Here is a 21453-nt window from a genome sequence, read left to right on the forward strand (position 1 = left end):
AGCAATCGTTAGTAGATTATTATCAAACTGACGAATAGCACCAAAATCTAATAAGACCAGTTTATCTATCTCATTTTTATCATGACTGACACGAACGAGGTAGTTGCCAAAGTTTGGATCGGTTTGCATTTCGCCCCAAACAAAAATTTCTCGTATCATGATCTCGATAGCAGCCTGACCGATAGCATTACGGCTTTCATGAGGTAATAATTGTAACGCTTCAGAAACGACGCTAATACCGGGTTCATAAGACATACATAGCAAGCGTTTGGTTGAGTAATTACGATTAATTTTGGGAACGATATAGCGTGGGTCATCAAGCAAACGTTCATAGAAACGCTCAGTAGTAGCCGCTTCTGCTTCGTAATCAACTTCATGATGGAGTAGGTCACGTATCTCTTCAAACCAAGCATCGAGTGAGCGTGTTTGAGGAACAATATTGCTGACTTTTAATAAACGCTTAAATAAAGCAAGATCAGAATTAATAGCATCAGCCACACCCGGGTATTGAATTTTCAATACCACCTGTTCACCAGTTGCAAGTACTGTAGCACGATGAACTTGGGCAAGGGATGCGGTACCAATAGGAACGGGATCAACCTCAAGCTCATGCAATTTATTACCCAATAACTGGCGTAATGTCTGCTCAATTTTTGGCCATGCTAATGTTGCTGTATCATCATTGAGCGTTTGCAGCGCGCGCGTGATTTCAGGTGGCAAGATATGCTCACCATAAATCGCCAGCATTTGACCAATTTTTACCACTGAACCTTTTAGCTTACCCAGCTCTTCTGCCAAGTAATTCGCCTGTTCTTCCATAAAAATTTGGTTACGTGCCGTACGGGCTTCTTTATTTAAGAACATACCAGACACGCTATTACCTGCCCAACGACGACCAATATTTAATGAGGTTTTGGCGATCGACATCCGACGCTCAAATCCTGAGGTTTTTAGGTTATCGATTGATTGCTTGGTATTAGACTGCTTATTATTAAAAGGTCTAGAGGTATCATTTGCCATAATATAATCATTCATCCGGTTGGTATTGATTTGTGGGTTTAATACCTACAATACAAGGGAGATGCGACACACTGGTACAAAATTGTACCATATAAAAGGGAGATAGGTTGATGAGGCTTAGTTGACCGCTGTTACTTACTTTGTCAATTCAAGTACGATTGCTCAAATAATCGTTACTTACTGATCTTATCTAGTATGAATTATGCTCTACTAGAACTTATACTCCAATATAGTCAGTTCAATATAAAAAATATACGTTAAAAATAGCGTCATGCTGGGATAAATTGAATCGAATATATGATGGCCTTTATTCTAATACGCAGTACTTTGTCATTTTTAAACTGGTTAGCTCATATTAAAAATGATAGATCAAAAAAATACGACCTAGCATCACACTAGGTCGAATAATTAGACAAAAATTATGAGCATTTCAATACTAAACGGAACCATGTTGTTCATAGTATCGTTTATGATACAGTTTATAACGTACTGAGTATTAATATTAAGTGTTTTCACGGGCAATGGCATGATGACCGATATCACGGCGATACTGTGCACCATCAAAACTAATCGCAGCAGTTACTGCTAATGCTGCTTGCTGGGCGTCTAAGATGCTATCTGCTAGCGCAGTGACACATAATACGCGTCCACCATCAGTAATAATTTCTTTTTTACTATGAGTCGTTACATCAGGATTAATATTGTCCAACTCAGCATGACTAAAGGCAGTACCTGCATGGAAAACTTTTACAGCATTATCGCCTTGGTTATCAAGTGCTGGTAAACCAGAAATGACATCACCTTTAGAAGACGTTTCAGGATAGCCTTTTGAGGCGATGACAATACCAAGAGCAGGGCGCGCGTCCCAGTTGGCTTCATTAGGTAGATTACCTGCCAGCCCTTGAGCGACCAAATCTACCATCGAGGATTTTAAACGCATCAGAATTGGCTGGGTTTCAGGATCGCCAAAACGGCAGTTGAATTCAATCACATACGGATCACCAGCATCATCAATCATTAAGCCCGCATATAAAAATCCAGTATAAGGATGACCGGCAGCTTTCATCGCATCAACGACTGGCTGAATGACTTGTGCCATTACTTTATCATGCACCTCTTGAGTGACTACTGGGGCAGGTGAATAAGCGCCCATGCCGCCAGTGTTAGGTCCGGTATCACCTTCAAACGCACGTTTATGATCTTGGCTGGTTGCCATAGGCAAGATGTGTTCACCATCTACCATACAAATAAAGCTGGCCTCTTCGCCTTGCAGAAACTGCTCGATGACCACGCGACTTCCGGCATCGCCAAACTTATTGTCCGCGAGCATATCGTCAATTGCTTCATACGCCTGTTCGATAGTCTCAGCTACGATGACACCTTTACCAGCAGCAAGTCCGTCAGCTTTAATAACAATGGGAGCGCCTTGCTCGTCAACGTATGCTTTCGCACTTTCTACATCAGTAAAACCTTGATAGGCAGCAGTTGGAATATGGTTTTGTTCCATAAACTCTTTAGCAAATGTTTTTGAACCTTCTAACTGCGCACAATATGCGGTTGGACCCCATGCTTTGATGCCAGCTTCGCGGCAAGCATCGACAATACCCGTAACGAGTGGCGCTTCAGGACCAACGATAACCATATCAATAGCGTTATTTTGGCAAAATTCAATGACCGCACTATGCTCACTAGCATCAGTTGCAATTTCTAAAATGACGTTTTGACACTTAGGCTCAAGAGCAGTACCAGCGTTACCGGGAGCGACATAGACCTGTTGTACTTTGTCATCTTTCGCACACTGCCATGCCAATGCGTGTTCACGACCACCTGAGCCAATCACCAAAATATTCATCATACGTCTTGCCCTTAGCATTAATTATTAGTAGCGAGTCAATAAAGCACTGTTAAACATAATGTCGTATTCTAACAAAAAAGCTGCATCGATTGCCATGAGTATCAGCCTGCTAGTAAGTATTCTCAAACAATAATAGAAAATAGAAGAACGAGTCATCAACTGAAATATTGTCTCATTAGTAAAGGTTATCGACTTGGTGCTGATTCATAAAATGATTGTGCTATTGCTAGATGAGTAGGTGCGTTACACTTTAGCAGACAAGCGCTGTCACTATCATAAGCTGTCACTGTCATAAACAGTACCCTAATCAGTCGCTTGCCAGCATAAGGACATATAAAATCACGGAATAATAAAACGCGAGTCATATAGCACTAACCGTTAATACGATTATATAACCCTAAGTAAGAAACAAACTTATAAAAAAGGACAATAAAAGCTATGCCAAACTCCCTAAATATTACAGAAGAGCGCATTAGCCAAATAAGCGATATTGCCACCAGTTATGTGCAAAAGGATAAATCGCTGCTTGATCATTTCATTCATAGTTATTACCAATCGTTGCATAAAGAAATGGCTGATGCGATCAGCGATGCAGACCTAGCAGGGATGGCACTACATCATTTTACGCTACTTAAAGCCTATGATGGCAGTAGTCCACAGTTGGCTATTTTAAACCCAATTGCCGAGGAGCAACATTTTCATAGCTCGCATACGGTTATTCAAATGGTGGCGTATGATCGCCCTTTTCTAGTAGATACACTGCTGATGACGCTTGAAGCGCAGGGTATTGATGTACATCGCACTTATAACATCATCGTCAGCGTTCAACGCGATGATGACAATAGCATCACTCACATCGAAAGCGCTCACGAAAGCGCCACCTCTCATTTGTCTTTAATCCAGTGTGAAATTGCTTACCAAGATAAGGATAAGTTAGCGGCATTACAGCAAGTGCTACTAGATACAGTAGATACACTCGACACAGTGGTTGGTGACTGGGGAAAAATGCAGGAGCGCCTCAGTGAAATTAAAGATGAGTTAGCAAAAAAACCACTGCCAGAAGTTTTTTATTCACGCCAAGAAATTCAAGCCTTTTTAGATTGGATGACCGATGAGCACTTTATTTTCTTAGGGTTTCGTGAATACCGTTTAGAAGTTAAAGAGAGTGAAAAAGAACCTGATTTAAAGCTATTTTCGATTGGCAATAGCGGTCTTGGTCTGCTACGCGGTGGCGAACAAGATGCACTGTCAAAGAGTTTTGACGAGTTACCTAGCAATCTTAAGAAGCTATTAACTGAGCCGCGAGTATTAACGCTCTCTAAATCAAGCCGTGTATCACCCGTGCATCATTCAGTATATATGGATTTTTTGGGTATTCATAAGTTTGATGACCATGGTAATTTGGTCGGTGAGTATCGCTTTATTGGGTTGTTTACGCCCCAAGCGTATCAGCTAAGCGTACAGCAAATACCGTTACTGCGTGAAAAAGCCAATAAAATCATGGCGATGGCAGAATTACCACGCGATGGTCATGCCTATCATAAAATGATGCATGTGATTAATAGCTTACCGCGTGATGATTTATTTCAAGCCAGCGTCGAAGAGCTATATCCCATCGTCTCTGGTATTACTCAATTGCAAGACAAAAAAAGCCTGCGTTTATTTAGCCGCATTGACCACTATCAACGCTTTGTTTCCTGCTTGGTTTATATTCCGCGCGATAAATTCAATACTGAACTGCGTATCAAAGTACAAAATGTGCTTAAAGAGGCTTATGGCGGTACATCATCTGGCTTCACTACCGAATTCAATGAGTCCGAGCACGCCCGCGTCCATGTCCACGTAAGAACAGAGCCTGGTCATGTTAATGCGGTCGATAACAGCACTCTTGAAACCGAGCTATCAGCACTGATGCAATCATGGGGCGATAACTATCAAAAGATGCTGTTGGATAATGTGGGTGAGCAGCAAGCCAATGCCTTAATGCGCAAATTCTTAAGTTATATTCCCGCCGCCTATCAAGAGCGTTTTGATGCGAGAACGGCCGTCGAAGATACCAAGCGTTTGGCGAATTTGACTGATGAGCAGCCGATACTTTGGCATTTATACCAATCTACAGGAGATGCCAGTAATCAGTTGCATCTAAAGCTATATGGCCGTCAGCAGCCGGTTATTTTATCTAAAGTATTGCCAGTATTAGAAAATTTCGGCGTTTCGGTGGTTTCAGCACAAACCTATGAGTTTGATTTGCCTGAACAAGCCATTTGGATGCAAGAGTATGAACTGACTTTGGAACATGTTGATACAATCGATATGCAAGTGGTACGCGGTCAGTTTGAAGACAGTCTTAAACAAATCTGGGCTGGTAATGTTGAGAGCGATAGCTTTAACGAGTTGATATTGACCACCAAACTTGATACTTATGAAGTCGTTGTACTACGCGCATTATCAAGTTATATGCGCCAAGCACGCGCGCCGTTCTCGAATGTTTACGTTCAACAGACGGTGGTAAAAAATAGCGACATTAGCGTGTTATTAGCGGATTTATTCGACACACGCATGAATCCTAAATATAGCGACCCTGACAGCAAAGAGCGTTCAGAAAAAACAGCAAAAATTAGAGAGCAAATAACGACTGCGTTAGCGGCTGTCGATAGCTTAGATGAAGACCGTATTTTACGCTGGTACTTGGACTTAATTAATGCCATGGTGCGTACCAACTTTTATCAAACAGACCCGAATGGTCAGCGCAAAGACCGGCTGTCATTTAAATTTTTAGCGGCAGATATCCCTAACTTGCCTAAACCCAAACCTATGTTTGAAATATTTGTCTACTCACCGCGCGTTGAAGCGGTGCATCTACGTGGTGGTAAAGTTGCCCGTGGTGGTCTGCGTTGGTCAGATCGTATGGAAGATTTCCGCACTGAAGTACTCGGTCTGGTCAAAGCGCAAATGGTCAAAAATGCCGTGATTGTACCGGTTGGCTCAAAAGGTGGCTTTATTGTTAAGACCAAAACCATGGCTGATGGACGCGAAGCATTCCAAGCTGAGGGTATTGCTTGCTATCAAGCGTTCCTACGCGGCATGCTCGATGTGACTGATAACATCGTTGATGGCAATATTATCCCGCCAGCCAATACCGTGCGTCATGATGAAGATGACCCGTATTTAGTGGTTGCCGCCGATAAAGGTACGGCAAGTTTTTCTGATATCGCCAATGCCTTGTCTGCTGAATATAACTTTTGGCTTGATGATGCTTTTGCATCAGGCGGCTCAGTCGGTTATGACCATAAAGCGATGGGTATTACGGCACGCGGTGGTTGGGAATCGGTCAAACGCCATTTCCGGATGCGTGGCATGGATATTCAAGCAAGTGACGAATTCACAGTCGTTGGTATCGGTGATATGAGCGGTGACGTATTCGGTAATGGTATGCTACGCTCGCGTCATACCAAGCTGGTTGCCGCCTTTAATCATTTGCACATATTTATTGATCCAAACCCTGACGCTGAGACTTCTTACATCGAGCGTGAGCGCTTATTTAATCTACCACGGTCAACATGGGATGACTATGAAAAGTCACTGATTAGCCAAGGGGGCGGTATATTTGCGCGGACGGAAAAAACCATTGCTATCAGTCCTGAGATGAAAGCGCTGTTTGATATCAGCGATGATAGCTTAGCGCCCAATGATTTTATCAGCGCCTTATTGCGTGCCCCGGTTGATTTAATTTGGAATGGTGGTATCGGTACTTATGTGAAGAGCGCCAATGAAAGCCACGCTGATGTCGGCGACCGTGCCAATGATGCAGTGCGCGTTAACGGTGGTGAGCTACGTACGGCAGTGGTCGGTGAGGGCGGTAACTTGGGCTTTACCCAGCAAGGGCGTATCGAATACGCGCAAACGGGTGGGCGTATTTATACTGATGCTATTGATAACTCAGGCGGCGTTAACTGCTCGGACCATGAAGTTAATATCAAAATCCTACTTGGTAAAGTGGTCGAGCAAGGTGATATGACCCTAAAACAGCGTAACGAGCTGTTAGAGAGTATGACCGATACCGTGGCAGAATTAGTATTACGTCAAAACTATCTGCAACCACAAGCGATTGAGCTGAGTCATATTCGTGCAGCGGCTAATTTAAGTGATCATCAGCGTTTTATTCAATTGTTAGAAAGCGAGCAACGTCTGGACCGCGCGATTGAATATCTACCATCAGATGAAGAAATTGCCAAACGTCAGAAAACAAATACTGGCTTGACCAATCCAGAGCTAGCCGTTGTCATGGCTTACGGCAAGATGTGGGTTTATGATGATTTGTTATTATCTGACGTACCCGATGCTCCTTACTTTATCAATGAGCTGCGTCAGTACTTCCCAGATGAGTTGGCATCCCGCTTTTTTGAAGAGATGACTGAGCATCGTTTGCACCGCGAAATTATCAGCACTTATTTAACCAATAGTGTCGTCAACCGCTTAGGTATCGAGGCGTTATTCCGTCTGACCGAGGAAACAGGGCAGTCGCTTGCGACTATCATTCGTGCCTATGCCATTGTGCGTGATGTCTTTAATGTCTCAAAAGCATGGGAGCTGCTTGAATCACTTGATAATAAAGTGGATGCGACGCTGCTGCTTAATCTTGAGCTGCGTCTGCGTGATGCGCTTACACATGGCGTAGTCTGGTTTATCAACGCCTTTGGACAAGACTTGCAAGTCGCCGATATGATTAGCCGCTTTGGAGATAGTGTCGAGCAATTAACCAAGTCAAGCGGATTTATCGAGCAGCAGTTCGCCGATTACTTACAAGAGGATAAGGTACGTTTAAGTAGCACTGGTCTGACGGATATCGATGCAGCGCTATTTGCCATGTTGCCTTATCATGTTGACGCCCTAGATGCAGCACTACTTTCTGAGCAATATGAGCGCCCTGTCGATGAGATTGCCACCCTATACTTTGAGGCCTATAAAGTCTTGCAGTTAGATTGGATGATGGAAAATATTGCCACATTGCCGCAGCAAGATCACTGGGATCGCCGCGCGCGTCATGCACTGGTGAATGAAGTCACTCGCAATCTGCGTTTACTAATGGATGCGCTATTATCACAGCCTGACTCTAAGCAAGCATTTAATGACTGGAAATTGCGTCATGAAGATCAACTTGAATCGGTAACGGCTGAGATGGAAAAACTTGATAACAATCTTGATAACGATGATGAGAATACTATCAGCTTATCAACATTATCTGTCTTGATGAGTGAGCTTAGCGGATTAGTTACTAAATAATTACTAATTAAAAAATTAACTTTCTATAAACAAAAAACCACTCTTAATAACTTAAGGGTGGTTTTTTATTGGCTTACAATAATAAAAGTAACGCTTAATCTAACTCAATTAACGTATTTAAGCGCACCATCTCACCACTCTTTTCTACCCATACTTTATCACCCTCATCACGATAACTATCAAACTGTGGTTCTAATACAATATTGGCTTGGTCATCAATAAAGCCAAACTTACCATCTCGTTTGTAAGCGTAGAACTGATGATATAGCAATTTTACGATAGCAGCCTCAGAAGCTAGAATTAGCTTACCCTTGCTGTCAATAATTTGCGCACTGACGATATTATCTTCAATATCTTGGGTCAGGCCAGTTGCAATACTGCCTTTAATTAAGGTACTACTTAAAAATAGCAGCGAGTGATCCCCATTATTGGAAACCCAGTTATTAAAAAGCTCAATATTTTGATTGGGAGCAAAAGGAATAATAATATTAGCGTTTTGATCTAAGAGGGCAGTTTGTTGTTGTGTTTCTACTTTATCCAATGAAAGCGAACTTGTAGAAACCGCTTGCAAATATAACAGTTGACCAGCACAAGCATTTAGGGGTTGCAAATCCTCATATTGCTGCGCAATTACCCATTTACCTTGATCATTGAGTAAGCCAATTTTACCTATCGTGCTAGCATCACCTAAAGCGTTAATTAAAAAATAATCACGATCATCATCGCTATCGTAATGAGCATGACTGATAGCAGCGGCTGTAAGATTAAGTGGCGCATCGACTGCTTTGACACATCGCTGTGTTGGTCTAGTATCGCTATAATCGCCATAGCCATTGTCAATTCTACGTTGCTGTTGTCTTTCATTATTTTTAATTGCTGGATAAACCCAATAGCCATCGCGATCAATAATGCCTTGGTTAGTAGCACCATCTGGCATAGTGACGTTAACAATAAAACTCGTATAAATATCAGGCTCAGTCGCAATAGCATCGTAAGCAAAGGGTACAATTATCTCGCCAGCAGCATTCACTACACCTGTTTTTTTACCCTTTGCCGTATCTTTACTGGCGATCAAATATTTATTCATTAAGGCATAAGCATCCGTTAAACCAGCTAATAAAATGTTGCCATTTAAATCTTGCAGCTGTTGGCTGTTATCTTCTAAAGTGACTAGCTTGTCAGCGAATCGCTCGTTATTATTCTCAATACGCTCAAAATAACTATTCGGTAAATAACCGGCGCAGTTAATAGTGGCCTGCGCTGAGGTAGTCATTAGCGTGGCGGCAGCTACTGCTGAGAAAAACATACTACTAGATAAAAAGTTAGTATAAGCCGCCTTAATAGTTTTTTTAATCATAAAGCTCACTTCAACCCCTTTATTTAACTGGTAATCTTTTGACAGCCTTGACCCGTGATTTGACTAAAGCCACCAGAGAGCTTTTCTACTTTTATTTGGGTCAGGATACGCTCTTTGAGGGCTTGTACGTGGGAGATGATACCAATCAATTTACCTTCTTGTTGTAAGCTGGTTAAGGTATCGAGCGCAATATCAAGCGACTCTTCATCAAGTGTACCAAAGCCTTCATCCAAAAATAGTGAATCCACGCGAATATTGTGACTGGCCATCTGCGACAATCCAAGCGCGAGTGCCAAGCTAATGATAAAACCTTCACCGCCGGAAAGATTCTTAGTGCTGCGAATATCGCCGCCTTGATAGTTATCAATAACATTGAGCTCAAGTGGATTGCTATCATCATGAATGAGCAAATAACGGTCACTCATCTTTTGTAGTTGATCGTTGGCATGATTAATCATGACTTCAAAGGTTAACCCTTGAGCAAAGGTACGATATTTTTTACCATCAGCTGAACCAATTAACGTATGCAGCTGCTGCCAGACTTGCAGCTTTTGTTTTTGCTCATTGATGGCAATAAGCTGTGCCGCTTGTTCGCCTTTTTGGCTGGCATTGTCTTTGAGCTTTTGATCGATAGCGCCGATCTGCTGACTTAGCTGATCAATGTCCGTTTGGATTTGATGGTATTGGCTGGCAAGCATTTCTCGGCTTGCATCTGTCATAGGCGTCGCAAGTTTTTGCTCTAACGATTGCTGGGTGCTATCTAATTGCAATTTAGCCTGTTGCAGCGCGTTATCAATAGCCAGTTTACGTATATGTAATGCCTCACGTTCTTCCCTTGGTAGGCGTGCATTGACAAAGGCAGCTTCATCTACAAACTGTGACTCTGCTAATAAGTCAGTAAACTTAGTTTGCTGTATATCTAACGTCGTAGTAGCAGATTGCAATTCTGTCGCTAGCTGTTGTTGCCTGATTTGTAATTGTTCTAACGCTTGCTGAGCATTATCTAACTGTCTTTGTGCATTTGCTTGCTGAGCTTTTGCTTCATCAATTGTTTGGCGCAATTGATGTTCTTCATTATCTGGGTTCTTATCTTCAAACCACTCTTTTCTGTCTAGTGTTAGTTTCTCAATCGAGCTGGCTTTATCAGTAATTAAGCTTTCTAAATGTTTGAGTGCCATCTCATCATTAGTAAGCTGTGATTGTTTGGTTTCAATCTGCGCGGTCAAACTACTTAAGGTATTAGTTAGCTGGTTTTGACTGTTTTTTTGTCCATTGTCATATTTTTTCAACTGATGAAGGGCACTACGCTGTTGGCGCAATCTGTCGATATGACTGTCATAGTCTGCGTTATCGAGTACAGTTTGCTGATCAATACTATTACTCAGCGGCGTCAGTGCGTTTTGAATATCTGTCCTTGTAATATCTGCACTTAAATATACTTTATATTTATCCGCGGGATATTTATTCACCAAAGATGAGACGGTACTCATAATAGGCGTTAGCTCGGAGAAATTAGCTGCTATCTTATCTTTGATACCTTCAATTTTTTGAGAGTTGAGCTTGATGTCAGTCGCCAGGCTACTTGTGGCGCTAACAAGTGCTTGTTGCCGCTTATCTTCAACCTCGATAGCGCTACTTAGTTTGGAGATATTTGCTGTCAGATCATCATATTGAAGCAGATTGGCTTTGAGGGATTGTTTTTGGTCAATAAGGCTGTGTTTGGCACTGCTCAATAAAGATAAGAATGAGTCAATATCAGTGATAGTTGTATTGATATTGATACCTTCACTAATCTGAGTAAGCGGATTAATCGTTGCTATAAGAGGTTCAGAGTAATCGTTTTTAGCATTAAACAGTGAAGATAGATAATTCTGCATATCACTGTATACAGTTTTAGATTGTTGCTGTAGCGGCGTCAATAATGCTTGTTGATTATTAAGCGCCTCTTTCTTTGTGGCATGGTCAATATGATATTGCGATAACGTTTGCTCGAGGCTTTCAATTAACGTCGCAAGCTCAGTTACCTGCTGCTGAGTTTTTTGCGTCTGAGAGGATTGATTTTTATCATCAATATTACTTTCTAATAGCGGATGGTTTTTACCATAAGGATGTTCATGCGCACCGCATAGCGGGCAGGGCGACCCATCTTTGAGTTCTACTATATAATCTTCAAGCTTAGCCACTTTTTGCAGTAGATTTAAGTGTTCTTGTTTGTCTTGCCTTTTAAGCTTGGTATTTTGAATATCTAGTTTATGGCTCGCAATCAAATCTTCTAAAGTGACTAATTCTTGATTTAGAGTCGGTATCAATAGGTTGATGTTTTTAATTTGGCTGGCAAGCTCAGACAGCTGCCGCAGCTTAAAATTGGCTTGCTCAATTTGAGTGTTGATTTGATCGATGTGCTCTTGCTCACTGCGCATACCAGCAATTGACTGAGTTTGAATGAGTGTTGCTTGCTGCTGTTGTAGACCAGCAATTTCTTTACGTTGCTGCTGCACTCGTGATTTATCTAGAGTTTGTTGGGCACTTAGTTTATCAAAATCAGCCTGTAGTTGTTTAGCTTGATCATCATGAGCAAGCTTATCAGTAGCTAAGCTTACGTTATCCTGTAGCAGTGCCTTTAATCGGCTACAGCTACTATCAAAGATTGCCATATCTGTGTCAAGGTCACTAAGCTCTTTGTAGTCGCTAAAATACTTTTCTATGCTGGTAAGCTGATCTTTGGTTGCTTGTTCTATTTGTCCGTGGCTCTGGATTTCTTGATATAATCTCTGCACATTAGTGACTAATTCGTCCTTGCGCTTATTATCTTCCGCTAAAGAATGTGATTGCTGTTTTATATCGGCATCTAACCCGCGTGTTTTTGCAATGATAGGCAGGGTAATTTGAAGATTATCCATGGCTTGTTTTTCAAGCTTTTCAACGTCATTGAGATTGGTAGTTGCATGCTCAAGCGCTACTTTTTTATTTGGAATCTTATTAAGTAAATCTTGCTGTTCAACATCCAGCCGCTTGACCATGTTTCGGCTATAGCTCAGCTCAAGAAACTGACTGTCAATTTCCAAGGCTTTATTAGCGATCTCTAAACGCTGCGCCTCTGGAATAAAGGCTTGCTGCACTTGCTGCGCTGATGCAAATTCACTTTGATAGACTGATAGGTTTTGCTGTAATTGTTTAACACTATCCAGCCATTGTAGCTGCTCGCCCAGTTTTTTAAAGGTTTGCCGCTGTTTACCCTGCTGTTGATTAAGCGCTTTGAGCTCTGCGGCCAGCAGTTTTTCCTCATCAAGGCTTAATAAAGATAAACTATTAACGCCTGCCTGTAGCTTGCCAAGCACTTCTTCCTCAAAGCGTTTTTTTTCATGGACGTTGAGTGAGATTTTGGCATAAATAGCAGTGCCCGTTATCTTCTCTAAAATTGCTGCTCTATCACCAATATCAGAATTTAAGAATGCTGCAAAGCTGCCCTGTGCTAGCATAATGGAGCGGGTGAATTGATTAAAATCCATGCCTATCAATTCTTGGATATAGACGGAAGTTTTAGATTTTTTCTCTTCTAAAATATTGCCAGTTTCGACTTCACTGATCTCATGCTTAATCGGTAATAAATTACCTTTAGACTTCTTGTGGGCACGATGTTGGTACCAAGAGCATTGATAGCGCTTGGAATCGATCTCGATGATGACTTCTGCTGAGCATTCACCCGTACCTTGGGTCATAATTTCATTCGTTGAACCAGTAATATCTCCAAGTCTTGGCGTTTGGCTATATAGTGCCAAACAAATCGCATCCAATATGGTGGTCTTGCCAGCGCCCGTTTGCCCAGTAATAGCAAAGATACCTTCATTAAGAAAAGCAGCATCACTAAAATCAATGTGCCATTCGCCTTTTAAGGAGTTGAGGTTTTTAAGTCTTAGTTCAATTAGGCGCATGGCAGGGTCTTATTTTTATCAGTGTTAGTCATAACAAAAGTAATGATGAAAGTATTGAGTAGCTGGCAGTTGTTAAGCTGAGTTTATATTATTCTGCTTGAGTATCTTCATGACGCAGGTTGTACACGATTTGCTCATAAGCATCACGTAAGGTTGATTTTTGCTCATCAGGAACGTTATGAGCGATTAAGCAACGCTCAAACACTTCTTGCTCATTTAAATCCTGTAGCGTCTCAGAGGTCTGCTGCTGATTTAAAACCTTGTTATAGATGCGCGTGTTTTTAATTTTCAATACCTCACAAGGTAAGCCCTCTACCATCGCTTGGATATGCTCACGTAAATCACTGACTATATCATCACCCGTATAAATGACTTCCAGCCAGACAAATTCTGTATTAGCTAGGGAGGCAATCGTTTTATCGATAGTTTGATTAATAGTTTCCAGATCACCCGATACTTGTGCCAATTTTTGAAATTTTGGAATAGGCAGGGAGATTACCTGCATCTGACGTGCCACATCATGATGCAGTAGTTTGGATGTTAAGTTAGATGTTGAATTGAAAGTAGCTAGATCGACAGGCGTTTGATTCATTTTTTGGTCATAATTATCGATAGTGTTTTCTTTAGTATCAGTCTCTACCGACTCTTCATAGCCAAACAAATCGTCCATAAAGGTAGCAGCTCGACTCGCCACTTTTTTAGTAACTTTTTCTACAGATTTTTCAAACGTGTCAGTTGTAGTCTTAATTTTTAGGACAGTAGCCTCAAGAGTGATTTCAGACGCTTCGTCTTTATTTTTAAACTTATCTACCGCTGCGCCAAACTGTACCAGTAATACTTGCTTTTGCTGGCGAGCCTCACCAAAACCCATAGCAATAGGCGAGCCTGAATAGCGGATACTCTCACGCCCACCTACGCGCTGCGGCACATGCAAATGGCCAAGCGCGACATAATCAAAGCAGTCATCGAACATATCGGCAGAGATCTTCCCGAGCGAACCGACATAAAGCTCACGTACACCATCATCGTCGGTAGTGGTGCCGCCAGCAGCAAATAGATGTCCTGTAGCAATGATAGGAATATGCCGCTTGTGCGCCTTGGCTAATTCAGCTTGTTTGGCTTTGGCAATGTCTGCGACCTTATCATAGTGCGCGCAGATACCAGCGATAACGTTTGCATCTTTGCTTTGAGCTGACTCGCCAGCGCCACTACTACGTACATCACGGTCACGCAGATAGGGGACAGCTGCGATAATACAATGCGGATTACCGTCTACATCATCTAACACCATAACTTCATCATTCAGATCCTCGCAAGCCGTACCTATGACATGCACGTTTAAAAACTTGAGTACTTTACTTGGTGCGTCCAAAAATGTCGGTGAATCATGATTACCAGCGACGATGACCATATGTTGACAGCATGACTTTGAAACCTTGCCTAAAAACTCATAATACAGTGCTTGGGCTTTATTACTCGGGGTCATGGTATCGAAGATATCACCAGCGACAATTAATACATCCACTTGCTGAGCGCTAATGGTGTCTTGCAGCCAGCTTAAAAAGGCTTCAAATTCCTCATAACGCATGCGCCCATAAAGTCGTCGTCCCAAGTGCCAGTCAGAGGTGTGCAGGATGGTGAGAGGGCTAGCAGCAGATACAGACATAATTGTACTTAGTGATGAATGAAAGACAGCGATTATTCTAGCAAGAATTGGCGGGCTTTGCTGTGGTTATAAACTTATCAGCAAAGCAAAGTAGAAAAGTATAAATGGCGATATTTAGTAGTAAATTAAACGATGGTAATTTGTTAAAAAGAATGACTATTTAAAAAGGCTGATTATTAAGGCGCTTTATTAATAGCCCTAAGTAACAAATGAGTGATACTAGAAAAGGGCAGTATTTAGTAACATCCAAGCCATCATTAATAAGGATATGTTATGCCGTTTATCAGATTATGCACATTGGCTTTGATTGCCAGCTCATCTCTGGCTGCTTGCAGTAGTTATGAGCAGACCAATATGAATAATAAAACGACTGTGAGTCAAATCAAAGACAGCAACTCGTTTATCCGTTCGATTAAACCGAGTCGTTCTGAAGCAATCATTGGCCAAGTGACTGGTATCATTTCGCAAGACAGAGAGCAGCAAAAAGTTACTATCGTGGATCAGGATGGGCACGCTTATACAGCGTTTATTAGCAAATCTAATTTTGGTCAGAACAATGCGAATCAAATGCAGAAATTGGCTATAGGCGATTATATAGAAGTGATGGGAGAGCAATCGGCATCACAATCAGGGGTAGGTAATAAGCGCCAAATTACTGTCCGTGCTATGTCTTATGTTTTACGTAAAATTCTAATCGCTGACCATCAAGTAGACTGTGTCGGTGTTGCGCCACAATCATGCTTACTGACTAAGCCTGCTGAACAAGCCAACTCAGACTGGGAGTATCGATATAGTGCTATAGAAGGTTTTGATTATGAGCCTCATTATGAATACACATTGCTTATTAAGAATACGCCCGTTAGCAATCCACCTGCAGATGCATCGTCAGTTCATAGCAAACTTATAAAAGTACTTGAGAAGAAAAAAACTAAAACATAAGAGCTAAAAGAAGCCCTACCAATTTACTGCTAGGGCTTTTTAATACTGTTTGGAAGTTTAAAAATAAATTTAGCCAATAACTAACTGCTCCAAACTTTCATTCTCTTTTTGCTCGGCAAGATTAGCCACCATAGATAGTGCATGTGCTTGTTGGTGAGTGGAGTTATTAGATGTTAAGTCATCGTTAGGGGTAGCGGCCGTGCCACCGCGTAACCAGTTATTAGCCGTATCGCTAACGTTTTGATTGTGCTGCTGATTATGTAGATTATACCAAGCCAAGTCATGATGTAGCGCGACTACATCACCCATAATGAGTAATGCTGGCGTGGGAAGCTGGTTTTTCTCTTGTAATTCAACAATATCGGCAAGTGTACCTGTTAATACTTGCTGATTGGGCATACTGGCATTAGAGACGATAGCGATAGGCGTATCGGCAGAGCGTCCCGCTTCAATTAAACCTTCCGTTAAACGTGCTAGCGAATGCAATCCCATATAGAAGACGACAGTCTCATCGGTATCCAAAAAGTTTTTAAAGTTATTGTTGGGTGCGCCTGCCTTTAAAAACCCAGTGACAAAACGTACTGATTGCGAATGGTCACGGTGGGTAAGCGGAATACCGGCATAGCTAGCAGCGGCATTGGCTGCGGTAATGCCCGGCACCACTTGGTAAGGAATGCCATGTGCGCGCAAGCTTTCAATCTCTTCTCCGCCACGCCCGAAAATAAACGGATCACCACCTTTTAGCCTTACCACACGGCGACCTTCTTTCGCACTATTAACCAGTAGCTCATTAATGCCTAACTGCGCCACAGCATGGTTGCTACGTTTTTTACCGACGAATACTTTGTCGGCATCGCGGCGGCATAAATCCAGCACTTGCGGTGAGACCAGCGCATCATAAAATACAATATCGGCTTGTTGCATGAGCCTTAATGCTTTAAACGTCAACAGTTCTGGATCACCAGGCCCTGCGCCGACGATATAAACCTCGCCAACAGGTGACACAGGTTTGGCTGCTACAGTGCCGTGATTGATAGTGCCATGACTGATATCACATTGATTAGCATTAAACTCATCTACTGACACAGGTGCGGTTATTGATACGGTTTGTATATCTGCCACATCAGAGTGCTGGCTGGTAGCGTTTTCTTTAGCAATTTGCGCCGCAGTGCTATCTAAGTCCGCTTGCAATTGCGCGGCTGCCTGCGTTTCATTGCCGGCAAACATCAGCTGGCTCACTTGACCTTCAAATGCTCGCTCCCAAAACTGCCGACGACCAGTCAATGTTGGTATTCTGGCTTTGACTTCACCTCTAAAATCGCCAGCAAGTTTAGCCAGTTTGCCATAGCCTTGCGGGATTAAAGTCTCGAGACGGGCGCGCAGTAAACGTGCCAACACCGGCGCTTTACCGTTTGATGAAATACCAATCAAAATGGGGTTACGATCAACAATTGCAGGAAAGATAAAATCGCATAAGTGTGGCGTATCGACGACGTTTACCGGAATATTGAGGTTGCTTGCATCGGCATGAATTTGATGGTTGAGTGTTTCATCATCAGTGGCGGCGATAATAACGCGCGAGCCTGACATATAGGTTTTATTATAGTTCTCAAAAATTAACTTATGCTGAATGTCTGTTTTTGTATTGGTCAGCAGCGCTTGTAGCTCAGCGCAGATACTTGGCGCAAGGACAGTGATACACGCGCCCGCACGGCTGAGCAAATCAGCTTTACGTAGCGCGACATCGCCGCCACCAACGATTAACACTTTACGACCTTCTAATTTAAAAAATAGCGGAAAGGTATTCATAGTATTACCAGTGATTCAATTTAATATATGCAGCTATTATGAATTATCACGGGCGATGGCTCATCTAGTGAATTGGCATTAGCATAGTCATTTTTGAGATATTGAAGGTGGTTTTTGCTGAGAAAGGGAATAGCAGTATAAAATCATATAGTCGATTCACTTTAAAAAGAAAACCGTATTGCTGGTATAAATTTATTGAAGCTTCTATATGGCTTTGCTGCTAGCAAGCGAGAAAAATTTATACCAGCAGAATTTAGTGACAATCGCATGTATTTTATTTTGAACTTACTATAATGCACAAAAAGTCCCGCTTAACTCGATATAAACCGGTTAAGCGGAACTTTTTAGTATCACTTTTTATTAAATGATAAAGCTGTATTTGGCTACTACAACTGCGTATGCAAACCACATTCGCGGTGCTCTTCTACCTTAGTAGGATCGAAGTAATCAAACTCATTTGGTAGGCTGTGTTCTTCAAGATAAACATCCAAATCGCTATCTGTCTTATCAAATAACGGTGCGACTTTTAACACACCATCTTTAGATAGGCTCAGCACATCAAGACCTTGGCGGAATTCGGTTTGATCTTTACGAATAGCGTTGAACCAAACGTCAGGCTTTAGCTCATCTAAGGCACGGCGGAACGGTTCAAGCTTAACTTGATCAGTGAACTCATCATGTAGTGGGTTATCAATACCAGGAATACCTTCCATCGTCACGTCACGATGGGCGGCGGTTTGTTTAGGAATATAGGTGATAACGTTTAAGTTTAAATCACGGATGACTTTATTGGCAAATTGGTAAGTCGCGTCAGTGTTATAACCAGAATCTACCCACAATACCGTGATGTCAGGGCGTTGTTTCGCGACCAAATGCAAAATCGCTGATTCATAAGGGCGGAAGTTAGTGGTAATGATGGGGTTTTTCGCTTGGCTTAATGCCCACGCAACGATCTGCTCGGGTGATTTACCTTGCAAGTCTTGGTTGGCTTGATCGATATTTAGATTTGGGTGTAATTGGCTCATGATGCGTTCCTTAATGAGTGTTAATGTAAAAACAATTAGAGTAAAAAGACATTAATATCAGTTCGTATGATTCATTATAAAATTAAGCGCCTGCAAACATCGGTAATGCGCTAGCATCGCGCCCGTCGTAGCTACTGGCAAGTGCGGTAAATGCTTGACTGATGTTAGAGATAGACTGCAGATCATGCTCGCTAATCACAAAACTATCAGCACCAGCGCGTAACAAATAAGCGATTTGATCACGGCCGAACTTGCCAGCCATGCGAATCTCGCCCTGATAGCCCATTTGGCGCAGGGTTTGCGCATAACTAAAGCCGCGCCCGTCGGTGAAGACAGGTACATGAATGACAATCAAATCTTGCTGTAATAAAAACTCTGACAAATTAACCAATGTATCAGTATCGTTATCTGATGTGATCCAAACGCCCATACGGCTGGCGTGTTCGGTTAACAGCTCATGCAACTGCTGTAATAGCCCACCAGCGAGCTTGCCTTTAGCATCTAATAAATCAGTGAGCGGCAGTACGATATCGAATTTTTCTTGTTTATGCAGTAGCTCAAGCAGCGATATATGGGTAAGTGCAATGCCATCTGGTAGCTCATTGGTGCTAAGCGCCAACCATGTATCATTTTGACCGATATCAATGCCTTTGCTGTTTAATACATGATGATTACCCATAAACCTTCTCCTTAAAGGGGGCGATGCCAACGCGATCGACTAAGTCACCAAAGCCTTCTACATCGTTCTCATTGCTGACGCGTTGCTCTAGATAAACGTCCAATATCTTTTGTAGAGTAGTTGCCACGTCGTCAGCTGGCACGGCTTTACCTAAGATTTTACCGATTTTGGCATTATCACTAGAGTTGCCGCCAAGGCTGATTTGATACCAGTGCTCACCCTTTTTATCGACACCAAGGATACCGATATCACCAGTATGATGATGCGCACAAGCGTTCATGCAACCAGACATATTGAGGCGAATGTCACCCAAATCATAAAGGTAGTCGAGATCATCAAACTGTTTTTCGATTTGCTCGGCAATATTGTGAGTAGTGGCGTTAGCAAGCGAGCAAAAGTCCCAGCCTGGGCAGACAATCATATCGGTTAAGGTATTGATATTAGCGCGGGCTAAATGTAGCTTAGCCAGCTGTTGCCATAGCTCGTATAACTGATTGCTTTGTACGTCTGCAAATACTAGATTTTGCTGATAAGTACCACGCAATTCACTAAAGCTATATTTATCAGCAAGATCAGCGAGGGCATCCATTTGCGTCTCGCTTACATCGCCTGATGGCACGTAGATGCCGTCGACCAAACCAGCTTTTAGCGAAATCACCACGGCGCGATAGCCTGCAACTTTATGCGCCACGGTATTTTGGGTATACCAATTAGCAAAGTCTTTATCGGCGCTGAGTTGCTGTTGTAGCTCAGACTGTATTTGTAGCGCATCAAAGGTGACGTAATCAGGTTCCGTGAAAAAGCTACTGGCGGTTGCAAAGTTTGCATCGGTTAAAGTCAATGGACCGTCTTTTATATGCGCTTCCCATTCCGCATCGACCAGCTTAGCAAAGGCGGGGCCACCCATACTCTCAACCAATATCTTGATACGGGCTTTAAACTTGTTGTCGCGGCGACCGTGCAGGTTATAGACGCGCAAAATAGCATCTAAGTAGCTGAGCAAGTGTTGACGTGGTAAGAACTCATTAATAACCTTGCCAATGACAGGCGTACGTCCAAGTCCGCCACCAACGATGACTTCAAAACCAAGCTCGCCGGCGTCATTGGTTTTTAAATGCAGTCCAACATCATGCACTTGCGTGGCAGCGCGGTCGTTGGCCGTACCAATAACGGCAATCTTAAATTTACGCGGTAAAAAAGCAAACTCAGGGTGAAAGGTTGACCACTGGCGAATAATCTCGCAATAGGGGCGTGGATCGGCAATTTCTTCTTGATGAATACCAGCATAAGGGTCCGTGGTGGTATTACGAATACAGTTGCCCGACGTTTGGATCGAGTGCATTTGTACTGATGCTAGCTCCGCCAAAATATCTGGTACTTCTTCAAGTTTTGGCCAGTTCAGCTGCATATTGGTGCGGGTAGTAAAGTGCCCGTAACCTTTGTCATATTTGCGGGTAATCTCAGCCAATTTACGCAACTGATAGGTAGCCAGCAGCCCGTAAGGGATAGCGATACGTAGCATCGGTGCATAACGTTGGATATAAAGACCATTTTGCAGTCGTAGCGGTAAAAACTGCTCTTCTGGGAGCTCGCCTGCCAAAAATCGTTCAGTTTGGTCACGAAATTGCGCAACCCGTTCTTCTACTAAGGTTTGGTCAGCGTAGTTATATTGATACATGACGTAATCTCAATGTTATTTTTAAACGTAAAAGCAGCGACTAATAAGTTTTATTGCCAATCGCAAGGTAAACAATTCAGTTTTACATCATATAAGGTTGGCTCTCTAAACATAAATTCCTTTAAGACATATCCATATCCAAACACAGCATAAATTTTCATAACGAAAGTTAGGTAGCCTATGTTTATCAAATTCAACTTTCAACTTTCA

General features: G+C 42.3%; 11 protein-coding genes. 2 read left to right on the top strand and 9 right to left on the bottom strand.

The window, feature by feature from the left end; translation table 11 throughout:
• A partial coding sequence (locus CAN34_RS04915; protein ID WP_089554694.1) for an AarF/ABC1/UbiB kinase family protein occupies positions 1 to 1020 on the bottom strand: 1020 nt, incomplete at its 3' end.
• Positions 1021 to 1522: 502 nt separating this feature from the next.
• Entirely contained in the window at positions 1523 to 2872 is a 1350-nt protein-coding gene (gene purD / locus CAN34_RS04920; RefSeq protein ID WP_089554715.1) for a phosphoribosylamine--glycine ligase, read from the bottom strand.
• A gap of 441 nt (positions 2873 to 3313) precedes the next feature.
• Here purD and CAN34_RS04925 point away from each other — a divergent pair, with 441 nt between their 5' ends.
• Entirely contained in the window at positions 3314 to 8158 is a 4845-nt protein-coding gene (locus tag CAN34_RS04925; protein ID WP_089554695.1) for an NAD-glutamate dehydrogenase, read from the top strand.
• Between the two features lie 94 nt (positions 8159 to 8252).
• Here the strand turns inward: CAN34_RS04925 and CAN34_RS04930 are convergent, their stop codons facing one another.
• The 3 genes from CAN34_RS04930 to CAN34_RS04940 all read right to left on the bottom strand — a co-directional run bounded on the left by CAN34_RS04930 (position 8253) and on the right by CAN34_RS04940 (position 15113).
• A complete protein-coding gene (locus CAN34_RS04930; protein ID WP_123891901.1) occupies positions 8253 to 9515 on the bottom strand; it encodes a WG repeat-containing protein in 1263 nt (420 codons plus the stop codon).
• 23 nt (positions 9516 to 9538) lie between these two features.
• A complete protein-coding gene (locus CAN34_RS04935) occupies positions 9539 to 13447 on the bottom strand; it encodes an AAA family ATPase (protein ID WP_089554697.1) in 3909 nt (1302 codons plus the stop codon).
• Between the two features lie 88 nt (positions 13448 to 13535).
• Positions 13536 to 15113 carry an exonuclease SbcCD subunit D C-terminal domain-containing protein gene (locus CAN34_RS04940; protein WP_089554698.1) on the bottom strand — a complete coding sequence of 526 codons (1578 nt, stop codon included), beginning with the start codon at positions 15111 to 15113 and terminating at the stop codon, positions 13536 to 13538.
• Between the two features lie 273 nt (positions 15114 to 15386).
• On the opposite strand from CAN34_RS04940, the gene CAN34_RS04945 reads away from it, so the two are divergent.
• Entirely contained in the window at positions 15387 to 16052 is a 666-nt protein-coding gene (locus CAN34_RS04945) for a DUF4377 domain-containing protein (RefSeq protein ID WP_089554699.1), read from the top strand.
• Positions 16053 to 16121: 69 nt separating this feature from the next.
• Here the strand turns inward: CAN34_RS04945 and cobA are convergent, their stop codons facing one another.
• The 4 genes from cobA to CAN34_RS04965 all read right to left on the bottom strand — a co-directional run bounded on the left by cobA (position 16122) and on the right by CAN34_RS04965 (position 21243).
• The gene (gene cobA, locus CAN34_RS04950) at positions 16122 to 17861 is read right to left on the bottom strand and encodes a uroporphyrinogen-III C-methyltransferase (protein WP_089554700.1); all 1740 of its coding nucleotides are present in this window, start codon (positions 17859 to 17861) and stop codon (positions 16122 to 16124) included.
• Positions 17862 to 18247: 386 nt separating this feature from the next.
• Entirely contained in the window at positions 18248 to 18886 is a 639-nt protein-coding gene (locus CAN34_RS04955; RefSeq protein WP_089554701.1) for a phosphoadenosine phosphosulfate reductase family protein, read from the bottom strand.
• Between the two features lie 82 nt (positions 18887 to 18968).
• Positions 18969 to 19565, bottom strand: coding sequence for a DUF934 domain-containing protein (locus tag CAN34_RS04960; RefSeq protein ID WP_089554702.1), 597 nt, complete (start codon positions 19563 to 19565; stop codon positions 18969 to 18971).
• Positions 19558 to 21243, bottom strand: coding sequence for a nitrite/sulfite reductase (locus CAN34_RS04965; RefSeq protein ID WP_089554703.1), 1686 nt, complete (start codon positions 21241 to 21243; stop codon positions 19558 to 19560). The genes CAN34_RS04960 and CAN34_RS04965 overlap by 8 nt, the downstream gene beginning before the upstream one ends.
• Positions 21244 to 21453 lie beyond the last annotated feature (210 nt).

Origin of the sequence: Psychrobacter sp. DAB_AL32B (assembly GCF_002224105.1) — a bacterium.
Taxonomy (GTDB): Bacteria; Pseudomonadota; Gammaproteobacteria; order Pseudomonadales; family Moraxellaceae; genus Psychrobacter.

Excerpts from the sequence above, each read along its gene's own strand:
- CAN34_RS04960 (WP_089554702.1), bottom strand. The coding sequence starts at position 19,565 with ATGGGTAATCATCATGTATTAAACAGCAAAGGCATTGATATCGGTCAA.
- CAN34_RS04930 (WP_123891901.1), bottom strand. The coding sequence starts at position 9,515 with ATGATTAAAAAAACTATTAAGGCGGCTTATACTAACTTTTTATCTAGT.
- CAN34_RS04955 (WP_089554701.1), bottom strand. The coding sequence starts at position 18,886 with ATGAGCCAATTACACCCAAATCTAAATATCGATCAAGCCAACCAAGAC.
- CAN34_RS04935 (WP_089554697.1), bottom strand. The coding sequence starts at position 13,447 with ATGCGCCTAATTGAACTAAGACTTAAAAACCTCAACTCCTTAAAAGGC.
- cobA (WP_089554700.1), bottom strand. The coding sequence starts at position 17,861 with ATGAATACCTTTCCGCTATTTTTTAAATTAGAAGGTCGTAAAGTGTTA.
- CAN34_RS04945 (WP_089554699.1), top strand. The coding sequence starts at position 15,387 with ATGCCGTTTATCAGATTATGCACATTGGCTTTGATTGCCAGCTCATCT.
- CAN34_RS04940 (WP_089554698.1), bottom strand. The coding sequence starts at position 15,113 with ATGTCTGTATCTGCTGCTAGCCCTCTCACCATCCTGCACACCTCTGAC.
- CAN34_RS04925 (WP_089554695.1), top strand. The coding sequence starts at position 3,314 with ATGCCAAACTCCCTAAATATTACAGAAGAGCGCATTAGCCAAATAAGC.
- CAN34_RS04965 (WP_089554703.1), bottom strand. The coding sequence starts at position 21,243 with ATGTATCAATATAACTACGCTGACCAAACCTTAGTAGAAGAACGGGTT.
- purD (WP_089554715.1), bottom strand. The coding sequence starts at position 2,872 with ATGAATATTTTGGTGATTGGCTCAGGTGGTCGTGAACACGCATTGGCA.